We start from the raw sequence: 13,117 nt of genomic DNA, 5'->3' as shown, positions 1-13,117 counted from the left end.
TGGTGCAAGAAAAGTTAGTTAGTAAACCGTCATTTAAATCAAAAGTTAAGAGAAATAGAGCAATTAATTGGGGAAGTTTAGTAGTGGTTAATGAAATTAAAACCCTCCCTCATTTGGTTGAAAATTTTGAACAAGCATTGAAAGCTGCTAATCCGGGAATTACTAAAAAGGAGTTAGAAGAAAAGAAAAAAGAAGTTATTTTGAAAGATAATATTTTTAATTGCGTGATGGATGAAGTTGCTTCTGCATATTCAATTGAATTTGATGAAGAAGAAGTAAAGGAAAAAGAAAAGAAATTTTTAGAACAATTTCAAGGTTTTAGTGCTGATGAAATAAGGAGTAATGTTAAAGTAATGATTCTTAAAGAATTAATTTATGAAGATTTGGCTAAGGAATGAGGTTTAGAAGTTTCTTTAGATGTGGCTAGAGATGTTTTAAAAGATTTTTTAAGTAAAACTGGACAAAGTTATTCAGAGTATTTAAATGATCCTGATAGAATTGAAATGGTTAGAAAAAGCATTTTAGAACAAACAATTACAACTAGAATTATTAATGGCTTTGAAACTAAAATTCAATTAGGGGATAATAGCGGCAGAGTAGTTAAACAAAAAATGCTTAAATCTTAATTAGTTGTATATATTAAAGAAGAACTAGGGAGCTAGTGGCTTTTAGTATAGATAATTTATTTGCATACGAGTTAATTGATTCTAGAGGAAATCCAACAGTTGCGTGCATTGCAAAAGTTGCAAAGGGAAAATTATTCAATAAGAAAAGCTTTACAGCTAAAGTATTAGTTCCTTCGGGAGCTTCTACTGGATCTAAAGAAGCTCTTGAATTGAGAGATGGAGATTCATCAAGATTTTGTGGTAAAGGAGTTAAAAAAGCTGTTCACTACATTAATTATGTTCTAGGCCCTTCATTAATTGAAAATGATGTAAATCCAGCTGATCAAGCAGAATTAGATCAGTTTTTGATTGATCTTGATGGAACTGAAAATAAGTCAAGATATGGAGCTAATACAATTCTTGCTGTTTCATTGGCTGTTGCAAAAGCTGTTGCAAAAGCTAAATCATTACCTTTCTATCAGTATGTAGCTGAACTTGCAGGAAGTCCAAAAGCTAGAAAGTATGTTCTTCCTTTGCCAATGGTGAATGTTATTAATGGGGGCGCTCACTCAGATAATTCATTGGATTTCCAAGAATTTATGTTTGTTCCTGTTGGAGCATCTTCTATGCATGAAGCAGTTAGAATTTCTGCTGAATGTTTTCATGAATTGGCTAAATACTTAAAGAGCAGAGGTCTTTCTACAGCTAAGGGCGATGAAGGAGGATTTGCTCCTAATTTCAATTCGAATGAAGAAGCATTAAATGCTATGTTAATTGCAATTTCCAATGCTGGTTACAAAGCTGGAGTAATACACGGACATGTAGCTATTGCTTTGGATTGCGCAGCTAGTGAATTGTATGACAAAGAAACAAAACTTTATAAGTTTAAAAAAATGATTAAGGCTGGTTGCATTTCTGAAGAAAAAGGAACAAAAGGTACTGTTCAAATGATTGATTATTATGTTGAGTTAGTTGAAAAATATCCTATTATTTCAATTGAAGATCCCCTTTCTGAAGATGATTTGGATGGATGATCCTTATTACATAAGAGAATTGGTGAAAAAGTTCAAATAGTTGGAGATGATCTTTATTGCACAAATCCAGAATTAACTCAAATGGGAGTTGATAAAGGACTATCCAATTCAGTTTTAATTAAAGTTAATCAAATAGGTACATTATCTGAAACTTTGAAAACTATGCAATTAGCTAAGAAAGCTGGTTGATCATGTATTGTTTCTCACAGATCTGGAGAAACTGAAGATACAACTATTGCTGATATTGCAGTTGGAACTGCGGCCGGTCAAATCAAGACAGGTTCATTTTCAAGATCCGAAAGAATAGCTAAATACAATAGATTGCTTGAAATTGAAATAGATTTGACTTCTGTTAATTCAACCTTTTATGGTCTTTATAGTTTATTCAGTCTTGACTTCAATAATACTGAATTGTTTAAACCTAAAAATTATTTAGTTAATGAAATGACTGGAGAAGTTAGAGCTGAAACTGTAAGAGAAGAAAAGAAATATGAAGATAAAGATTCTTCTATCCTTTCTTCTTTCGGAAATCCTAATTTATTTGAATCTTCAAGAGAAAATACTAAGAAGAAAGGTGTAAAAGTTGGAAGTAATGGAGGAAGCAATAATGATGACGACGATGAAATTGATAAAGAAGTAGAAAGAGAAATAGATGAAGAATTAGGAAGAGGTGGTGGAGGAAATACTAAGAAGAAAGGTGTAAAAGTTGGAAGTAATGGAGGAAGCAATAATGATGACGACGATGAAATTGATAGAGAAGTGGAAAGAGAAATAGATGAAGAATTAGGAAGAGGCGGCGGCGGAAAAAGTAAATAATATTAAATAATTTTTTAAGTTTTAGTATACAAAGTATCAGACTTTTTATTTAAATTTTTTTAATATAAAGGGAAGCTCGTTTAGTTAATTTTTGAGGAGAGTAGCTATTTTAAGTTCAGGGGGAGATTCCCCTGGGATGAATAGCACAATATATAGTTTTAGTTCATTAATTAATAAAAAGGGATATGAAGTGTTTTATATAGAGGATGGTTATCAAGGTTTTATTGAAGGAAGATATAAAGAAATTAATTTAGATCAGTTGAAAAAAGAAGTTTATTCTCCTGGAACTTTTATAGGTTCTAGTAGATCTTCAGAATTTAGAGCTTCGGGTGAAGCTAGAGAAAAGGGAGTTAGATATTTAAAGGAAAAAAATATTGAAGCTTTAGTGATTTTGGGGGGTAATGGTTCTTATGAAGGAGGGAAGTTAATTTCACAATTGGGAATGCCTGTAATTTTACTTCCAGCAACAATTGATAATGATGTAACTTCTACTCATTACACTATAGGTTTTTTCTCATCACTAGAAGAAATTTTTCAAGCAATTAAAAAAATTTGATATACAGCTGAATCTCATTCCCAATTAACTTTTGTTGAGGTAATGGGAAGAGATTGTTCTGATTTAGCTGTTTTAGCTTCTACAGCTTCTCCTTTAGTAGATTATGTAATTACCTCTAAAAATGTTCCTAATTTTCAAGAATTGAAACAAAAAATTAAATTTTTGAGAGAGGAAAAAGGTAGAAAGGGGATAGTTATTGTAATTTCTGAAAAAATTCTTGGTAAAGAAGTTTTACCTTCTATGGAAGAACTAACTAAAAATCTTGAGAAAGAGTTGAGTTTTACCATTCGAGGATGTGTTTTAGGACATGTACAAAGAGGGGCTATTCCAACTTCTTGAGAATTATTTGTTTCTTCTCAATTTGGAAAAGAAGCTTTTATTTCTTTTGACAAAAAAGAATTTGATATAGCTATTGGCTTTGATGGTTTTAATTTCTATAGAACTCCCATTTCAGAATTAAGTAGTAATTCTAAGGGAGATAGAATGACTTTAATTGAGGAAAAAAATAGTTTATCTTTTAGCTAGAATGAGATATCCATTAAAGTGCACAAAAATAGTTGCAACTATTGGACCTTCTGTAACTTTGAAACTAAGTCCTTCTTCAACAAAAGATAAAAATAGAGAAGATTTTGATGAAGTTTTATCTTTATTTAATAATTTATTCTTTAATGGATTAAATTGTGTTAGATTTAATTTTTCTCATTCAAATAATGAAGAGAGAGTGTTTAGATTGAACTTATTGAGAGATATTAAGAAAGAATTTTTTATTCATTTCAATCAAATTAATAAAAATAATGGTGAATCCCCTTATAAATTCCATTTTGTTTTTCCTATTTCTGAATTATGCGATACTAAAGGGCCTGAAATTAGGGTTTGTAGCATGGCAAATAAAGAAGGTCAAATGTATACTAGAGGTCAAGAATTAAAAATTTATTGTCTTAATAAATGTGAAGGAAATGAAAAAGCTTTTTCAGTAACTGATTCAACAGGTAAATATAATATGGCTATAGATTGCATTGTTGGTGAAAAGATTTTAGTTGATGATGGAAAACTTTCTCTATTAATAAAAGGAATTAATAAAGAAGAAGGTATTGTAGAAGTAGTAGTGGAAAATGATCATATTGTTAAAGGGAATAAGAGAATTAATTTGCCTAATGCTGAGTATTCAATGCCTTTTATTAGTGAAAGGGATAAAGATGATATTCTTTTCTCTTTAAGAAATGGATTTGCTTTTATAGCTTTATCTTTTGTTAATAAACAAGAAGATATTTTAGCTGTAAGGAAATTAGTGAGAGATAATTTAGAAAAGGGTAAGATTGAACCTTTAATTATTTCTAAGATAGAAACTTCTCAATCTTTGAAAAATATAGATGAAATTATTTCTCAGTCTGATGGTATTATGATAGCAAGAGGAGATCTTGCTCTAGAAAGCCCTTATTATGATGTTCCTTATTGGACTAAAAAAATACTTTCTAAAGCCGCTAAGGTAGGAAAGCCTGTAATTGTAGCCACACAAATGTTAGATTCATTAGAAAGAATTGTAGTTCCTACTAGAGCAGAAGTTTCAGATGTTTTTAGAGCTTCTGAATTAAGTGCTGATAGCACTATGCTTTCAGGAGAGACTGCTCAAGGTTTATTCCCTTTAATAGCAGTTTCTACTATGTCTAGAATAGTGCAAGCGGGGGAAAAGCATTGCAATTACAATAAATTAAGAGATTATTGCACTAAAGAAATAAAATCTTTTAGATTATTGAAATTAAGTGATGCTTTACATTCTGAACGCAATAAATCTTCTGATTCTGATATATTAGCTTGTTTTATTTTTGAAGAGTCTTTATTAGAAGAAGAGATTTTAGCTCTTTCAAAATTGAAATTACCTTTCCCAATTATTGTTTTCTCTAAGAAAAAAAGTTATGAAGAAGCTTCAAGAGATTTAATTTCTCAGTTTAGTTCTATTTTTAGAGGTGTATATATAATTTCTCTATTAAATCAAACAAGTGAAAGTTTGGAAGAATGCGCTAGAGCTTTTCTAGATTTATCTGGAGTAAAACAAAATGATTCTATTTTTAAAATTTCAGAAAAAAATAATCAAAAGGCTATTCTTTTTGAAAGGGAAGAAATTAAAGTTATTTCCTTTTAATTAACTTGAATTACAAACTAAAAGAAATTAATTCCGTTGTAAAACGAATAGATTTTTCTAAACTCCCTTCAGGAGATTGAACTCCTCCTAATTTAAAGGGAATTCAAATAGATGCTTATAACAAATTTATTGAAAGTGGTATTAAAGAATTGATTATGAAATATTTCCCTATGTCATCTGCTTCAGGTAATACTCAAGTATTTCTTGAAGAAATTATTATTCCTGAGATTGAAATTGATGAAAAAGAAGCAGTTAATAGTTCAAAAAGCTATCAAAGATCTGTTTATTTGAAACTGAAATTGGTTTCAAAATTCAATGAAGAAAAAAATAGATTATCAAGCTTTAAAGTCTTTTTTGGCCATTTACCTATTTTCTCTTCTTCTTCAAATTTCATCATTAATGGAATTGAAAAATTTGTAATTTGTCAAATTGTTAGATCGCCAGGTTTATATGTACTTAATAAAGCGCAAATTAGACTTTCTAATTCTAGAAAAAGAACGCAAGAGGGAATAATTTGTGAATTACTCCCTGTAAAGGGAGTATTATTACTATTCCATTTACCTAATGTTTCTGAAAAAGATAAGGAAGAAGGTTATATACCTTCAATTAAATTGTTGGCTAGAAATATTTCAGGAAATAATGCTTTTTCTTTCCCTATTACAGTATTTTTAACAGCTTTAGGTGTTTCTAACAAAATTGTAAAAGAGTTATTTGGATCTTTCCCTGAAGTTATGAAAGCTTTAAGTCAAGATACCTTTAATACTCAAGCAGTATTAAATGATTCTACTGTGACATCAATTTTTGCTGAAATTGCAGGTTCAAAAGGAGTTAATAAATTAAGAGATTCAGCTAAAGGTTGAATTAGAGAAACTATTTATTCTCTATGTGTGAAATATACAGAAGCTGAAAAATCAAACTCTTCTAAAAAAGAAAAAGAAGAAATATTAGAAAAAATAGCTATTGAATTAGCTTCTAAACAATTAATTAGTGCTTTTTCTATTAATACTGAAGTAGCCAGAAGAGAAGTTCATTCATATCAAGAATTATTGTGATCTTATTTCTATGATATGAATTATTATCATATTCTTCCCGCGGGAAGATATAAATTAAATCACAAATTATCTATTTGAGACAGAATGAAAAATAAATATCTTGCTGAAGATATTTGTGATTTTTCAGGAAAGGTGATTTTTCCTAAAGATACCTTTATGGATTTTGAAAAACTATCAGAATTTAAAGATGCAGCTATTGCTAGAAAAATAAATATAATTCGTAGCTTTGATATTACTAAGAGTTTTGATGATGCAGAAAAAAGATATAGTAATTTCGATGTAATTGAATATGAAAAAGTGGCTATTTATTCTGGTGGATTAGATAGTGAAGTAATTACCTTATTAGGAACACCTTATTTGGATGACAATAAATCTCTTTCTCCGTCAGATATTATTGCAATTATCTCTTATATGTTGCATATAAAGAAAAAAGTTGGAGAATATGATGATATAGATAATTTAGGTAATAAGAGACTTAAGTTAATTGATGAACTCCTTAAGGATAGAATTTCTATAGCTCTTTCAAGAATTCAAAAATTCTCTATTGACAGAATGAATAGTCTTGAATCTAAATTAAATTACTTTTCTCTTCAAGATGGAGAATTAGAAGATTATTTCTCTTTAAATGCCATTATGAATACCAAACCTTTCCAAATAGCAATTAAAGAGTTCTTTAATTCTCATCAATTAGTTCAATTCTTGGATCAACAAAATGTTCTTTCTGAAATAACTAATAAGAGAAAAATTTCTGCTATGGGGCCTGGAGGCATTAAGAGAGAAGATCCTAATTTAAATATTCGTGACGTTCACTATTCTTACTATGGAAGGATTTGTCCTATTGAAACTCCAGAAGGTATGAATATTGGATTAATTATGGCTTTAGCTTCTTTATCTAAAGTAGATAAATATGGTTTCATTAATACTCCTTATTACAGAGTTAAAAATGGAAAAGTACTTAAAGATACTAAGATTTGACTTAACTCTATTCAAGAAAGAAGTTTCTGCATAGCTGAAGCTACCGCAGAAATAGATGAAAATGGTAAATTAAAAGGTCCTGTAACAGTTAGAAGAGATGAAGAAGTAGAATCTGTTGAGCCTGAGGAAGTTCATTTTATTGATGTAGATTGTACTCAAATTACCTCAATTTCCACTTCTTTAATTCCTTTCTTGGAACATGACGATGCAAACAGAGCTTTAATGGGAGCAAATATGCAACGTCAAGCTGTTCCATTAATTAGCCCTAAATCTCCTATTGTAGCTACAGGAGCTGAAGAAAGAATAGCTAGAGATTCTGGAGTAGTACTTCAAGCTGAGGGGGATGGAGTAATCTCTTATCTAGATAGCTCTCAATTGAGAGTTAAATATAAGGATAAGGAATTAGGGGAAAAAACCTATTATCTTCAAAAATTTATAAAAACTAATCAAAATACTTGCAAAAATCAAGTAATAATTCCTAGAGATAATAAAGAAGTTAAAAAAGGAGAAATCTTAGTAGATGGCCATGCTATCCAAAATGGAGAGCTTGCATTAGGTCAAAATATTTTAGTAGCCTTTACTTCTTGGTATGGTTACAACTATGAGGATGCTATTATCCTTTCTTCTAGATTAGTACAGGAAAATGTTTATACCTCTCTGCACATTCAAGAATATACAGTGAATTGCATGAGAACAAAAATAGGAGATGAAGAAATTACTAGATTTATTCCAGGATGCACCTCAGAAGAGAAAAGATATCTTGATGAAGATGGAGTTATTTTGGTAGGTGCTGCAGTAAAGGAAGGAGATATTTTGGTTGGTAAGACCTCTCCTAAAGCTATGGGAGATATTACTCCAGAAGAAAAATTGCTACAAGCAATTTTCTCTGAAAAAGCTAAGAGCGTTAAAGATTCATCTTTAAGACTACCTTCAGGCTCTGAAGGTATTGTAACTAAGATAATTAGATATTCTGCAGCTAAGGGAGATAGATTAGGAGATGATATTTTGGAAACTATTAAGATATTTGTTACTTCAAAACGAAATATTCAAATTGGGGACAAAATGGTTGGACGTCACGGAAATAAAGGTATAGTTTCTAAAGTAGCTCCTGTAGAAGATATGCCTTACTTGGAAGATGGAACTCCTGTTGATATTCTTTTGAATCCATTGGGAGTTCCTTCAAGAATGAATATTGGTCAAATTCTAGAAAGTTATCTTGCTTTTTCAGCTAGAAAGTTAGTATTTAGAAGAATTTTGGAAGCTCATTTTGCGAATGATTTGGAATCATGTAATTCTCTATTCTCTAAGTCAAAAATAGAGCTTCAATCATTATCTAAAGTACTTAGCTCTTATTTAACTGATAAAAAAATAAAGAATAAGGAAGAGGCTATTTCTAAATTGAATCAATTGGATTTCTCTATTATTCTTTCTATGGCTGGAATTAAATATGATGAACTAGAAATTAAAGTATTAACTCCTATTTTTGCTGGCTGCAAAAATGCTGATTTAATAAATATTATGTCTCACGCCGGAATTGATTTCAATCATCATAATGGAAGATTTACTCTATTTGATGGCAGAACAGGAGAGAAATTTAAGGATCCGATTTCAGTAGGAATTATTTATATGTTGAAATTGGATCATATGGTTGATGATAAGATATATGCTCGTTCTGTAGGTCCTTATTCTAAGATTACTCAACAACCACTGGGTGGTAAGTGCCAAAATGGTGGTCAAAGATTTGGGGAAATGGAAGTATGAGCTCTTCAAGCTTATGGGGCAGTTAATAATTTGAGAGAATTATTAACTCTTAAATCAGATGATATTCAAGCTAGAAATTTAATATATTACTCCATTATTAAAGGTCAAGCTCTTCCTAAGCCGACAATTTCTGAATCTTTCAAATTGTTGGTTAAGAAGTTGCAAGCTATTGGTCTTAGAGTAAATATTAGATTTGGGGCCTCCAAGGAGGTTCTTGGATTTGATGATTATTTAGCTAGAAGAATGAAATTAAATGAAAAAATTCAATTACTTAGCTGAAATAATCAAAAAGATGAAAGAGAGGGATACAAATTAAGAGATGCTAATTTTTCTCAAGAAAGTGACTTAGAAGACTTAACTATTAATGGCTTCCAAATTAGTATTACCTCTCCTGAGTACCTTCTTTCTTTATCTAGAGGAGAGGTTAAATCTGCGGAAACAATTAATTACAAAACATTTAAGCCAGAAAAAGGAGGTTTATTCTGTGAAGCAATTTTTGGACCTGTAAAGGATTATGAATGTTTCTGCGGTAAATATAAGAGAGTGAGATATAAGGGTAAATATTGTGAAAAATGTGGTGTATGTATTACTGAATCAATAGTTAGAAGAGAATGAATGGGACATATTGCCTTAGCATGCCCTATTGCACACATTTGAATGATAAAGGAATTACCTTTGCCTTCAAAAGTATCTCTAATTTTGGGAATTAAGTATAAGAGTGTAGAAGAAGTAGTTTATTTCGTTAACTATATAGTTATTGATATAAAAAATACTGGATCTAAGAGATATTCAGGTATTTTTGAACGATTGGAAATAGTTAATGTTTCAGATCAGAATAGCCCTCTAAGATCTTTATTCAAAATTAGAAAACTTCTTAGATTAATTTATGAAGAAAGAGCTCAAGAAGAACAAGATGGAGTTAATTCTATTGCTTATCAACAAGGAAGAACTTATTATAAAGCTCTTTCTTCTTCAAATCTTCCTTTCTCCCTTCATGATGTTTTTGAATATATCTATCAATGAACAGGAATAAAGATAGGTACAGGAGCAGAAGCTATTTATGAACTTCTAAAAATGATAGATATAGAATCTTTGGAACATTCTATTCTAAAACAATTAGAAAGTAAAAATAAAGAATCTATTAGTTATTATGATCCTAAAGTTAAAAAACTTCTTTCTAGATTAGAAGTTATTAGATGATTTAAAGAATCAGGAAATAGACCTGAATGAATGATTTTGAAGAATATTCTAGTTCTACCTCCTAATTTAAGACCTATAGTTCAATTAGATGCTGGAAGATTCACCACTTCAGATCTGAATATTTTCTATAGAAGAATTATTATCAGAAATGAAAGACTTAAGAAAATATTAAGTCTTAATGTTACTTCTATCATTGCCAATAATGAGAAGAGAATGTTGCAAGAAGCTGTAGATTCTTTAATTGATAATGCAAGTAGAAAAAAACCATTATTAGCAAAAGATAAACATCCATTGAAATCCTTAACTGATCATTTGAAAGGTAAGCAGGGGCTATTTAGACAAAACTTACTAGGTAAAAGAGTAGACTATTCAGGTAGATCTGTAGTTGTTGTAGGCCCTGAATTAAAACTACATCAAGTAGGTTTGCCTATTCTAATAGTTTTGAAATTATTTAAACCTTTCATTATTAGAGAATTAATTAGAAGTTATGTAGATGAAAAGACTGGAGAAAGAATTCAATTAGCTCAAAATATTAAAGTTGCAGAAAAAATCATTGAAGATCAAGAAGATATTTTATGACCAGTAGTACAAAAAGTTATTAAAGAAAGACCCGTGCTATTAAATAGAGCTCCAACTCTTCACAGCTTAGGAATTCAAGCTTTTGAACCTATTATTGTAGAAGGTAAAGCTATTTGCCTTCACCCTCTAGTAACTACAGCTTTCAATGCTGACTTCGATGGAGACCAAATGGCAGTTCATCTTCCACTATCAGAAGAATCAGTTCAAGAAGCAAGAGATATTCTATTAGCTCCTCACCATGTCTTAGCACCTAAGAATGGACAACCAATTTTGATGCCTTCTCAAGATATGGTATTAGGTCTTTATTATTTGACTAATACTAGAAAAGGAGCTAAAGGGGAGGGAAGATTATGTTCTTCTCTAGAAGAAGTTAAATATCTTTATGATATTGGCGAAATAGATTTAAATGCTTTTATTATTCTTTCAACTACTTTATTCAAAGAAAAGAAATGAGATAAAGAAGGTTTATTGTTTACTACTACAGGTAAGGTAATTTTCAATCAAGCATTACCTAAGGATTATAGATATGTAAATGATTCTTCAGAAAGCGGAGTTTCTCCAGAAGATATAGTAGAGTTTGGTTCAGATTATTCTAAAGTATTAGAAAATCTGAAAGAAAAAGCTCCTTTCAGTAAGAAAGTAATTCAAACAATTATTGAAGAAGTTTATGAACAATATCCATTAGAAGTAACTTCAAATATGTTAGATAATATTAAAAGCTTAGGTTTTGAATATTCTACAAAATCATGTATTACCATTTCTCCTTTTGATATTCCTAGATTTAAAGATTCATTTAAGGAAGATTTAATTGTTGAGGCTGAGAAGAAAGTAAAAGCTCAAAAAGAATATTTTGAACTAGGAATGATTACTGAAGATGAAAGATATCAAAAAGTAATTAATTTGTGAAGCGAAGTTAAGGATAAAGTTTCAGAAGAAATTAAATCCTGATTTAGAGGAGAAGAATATAGAGATAATCCGATGGCAATTATGGAAAAATCTGGAGCTAGAGGTAGCCTTTCAAACTTCGTTCAACTTTCAGGTATGAGAGGCTTAATGAACAGATCTTATAACTATGGACAAAGTGATGAATCAGGAGTAATTAAGGATGTAATAGAGGTACCTATTAAACATTCATTCATAGAGGGATTAAATATGATTGAATTCTTTAATTCTTCTTATGGTTCTAGAAAGAGTATGGCAGACACAGCTGTTAAAACAGCTAAATCAGGTTATATGACTAGAAAATTAGTAGATGCTTCTCAAGAAGTAATTGTTAGATCTATAGATTGCAATCCTAAGAAAGGAGTATTAATTAGAGCTATTAAAGATGAAAACAGCGATAACATAATAAAAACATTAGAAGAGCGAATTAAATATAGATGTGCTTTTGGAGATATAGTATCTCCAAGGGATGGTTCAGTTATATGTAGGGATGGAGAATATATAACTGCAAAAGCTGCCAAAGAAATTGAAGCTCTTGGCATTGAGGAGGTAGAAGTTAGAGGTGTATTTAGCTGCGAGCAAGAGAATGGTATTTGTCAAAAATGTTTTGGTTATGACTTAAAGACTAGAAAACCAGTTAAATTAGGTACTGCTGTAGGAATTATTGCAGCTCAATCAGTTGGTGAGCCTGCAACTCAATTGACCATGAGAACTTTCCACTCTGGAGGGGTTGCTGGGGAAGGTAATATTACTCAAGGTTTTGAACGTTTGAGACAATTGTTCGATGGAATTGATCCAAAAGAATGAGAAGAAGCTGTATTAACTGAAATTTCAGGAAAGGTAGAAAGTGTTGAAAGAGAAGGTAAAATGAGAACAATTACTATTAAAGGAATTAAAGAGAAAAAGAAATATGAGGTTAGTCTTTCTACAAAAATAAGTGTTGATGTGGGAGATGAGGTTAAAGTGGGTCAAGTAATTGCTCAAGGAGCTTTAAACTTAAAGAAGTTGAAATTAAGTTTAGGAGTAGAAAAAATTAGAAATTATATTACTGAAGAGGTATTAAAAATTTATTGATTGCATGGTCTTGATTTATCAGATAAATATGTGGAATCTGTAGTGCGACAAATGACCAATAAGTGGAGAATTACAGAATCTGATAAATCAAGAGTAGAAGTTGGGGAGATGATTGAAAGAGAAAGCTTTAAGAGAGAAATTAAAAGCAAGATGTTGGGTAAAAAAGCTGTTTCACATGCAGAATATGAAATATTAGATCTTGAAGAAATTCCTATGATGTCAGGTTCTTTTTTGGCTGCAGCATCTTTCCAAGATACTAGAAAAATCTTGACAGATGCTGCTGTTAAAGGTAGTGTAGATATGGTTGTTTCCTTAAAATCTGGATTAATCACAGGACAAATAGAACGAAAAGAAAATTAAAGATATTTATTTTTGATTAGTAA

The 13,117-nt window shown here is 30.4% G+C and carries 5 protein-coding genes; all 5 read left to right on the top strand.

The genetic code is table 4. The annotated features are described in order from the left end of the window. Positions 1 to 2 precede the first annotated feature (2 nt). Positions 3 to 626, top strand: coding sequence for an MPN555 family protein chaperone (locus PRV_RS01950; RefSeq protein ID WP_022770062.1), 624 nt, complete (start codon positions 3 to 5; stop codon positions 624 to 626). A gap of 35 nt (positions 627 to 661) precedes the next feature. Then, positions 662 to 2,455 carry a phosphopyruvate hydratase gene (gene eno, locus PRV_RS01945; protein ID WP_022770058.1) on the top strand — a complete coding sequence of 598 codons (1,794 nt, stop codon included), beginning with the start codon at positions 662 to 664 and terminating at the stop codon, positions 2,453 to 2,455. 91 nt (positions 2,456 to 2,546) lie between these two features. Continuing rightward, positions 2,547 to 3,536, top strand: a complete 990-nt coding sequence (locus PRV_RS01940; RefSeq protein ID WP_022770054.1) for an ATP-dependent 6-phosphofructokinase — start codon at positions 2,547 to 2,549, stop codon at positions 3,534 to 3,536. Beyond that, complete coding sequence (pyk, locus tag PRV_RS01935) at positions 3,505 to 5,151, top strand: pyruvate kinase (RefSeq protein ID WP_022770051.1); 1,647 nt, start codon at positions 3,505 to 3,507, stop codon at positions 5,149 to 5,151. The genes PRV_RS01940 and pyk overlap by 32 nt, the downstream gene beginning before the upstream one ends. 5 nt (positions 5,152 to 5,156) lie before the next feature. Next, a complete protein-coding gene (gene rpoC, locus PRV_RS01930) occupies positions 5,157 to 13,094 on the top strand; it encodes a DNA-directed RNA polymerase subunit beta' (protein WP_022770049.1) in 7,938 nt (2,645 codons plus the stop codon). Positions 13,095 to 13,117 lie beyond the last annotated feature (23 nt).

This window comes from Mycoplasma parvum str. Indiana (assembly GCF_000477415.1).
In the GTDB taxonomy this organism is placed as follows: Bacteria; Bacillota_I; Bacilli_A; order Mycoplasmatales; family Mycoplasmoidaceae; genus Eperythrozoon_A; species Eperythrozoon_A parvum.
This window is presented reverse-complemented; position numbering and strand designations above follow the sequence as displayed.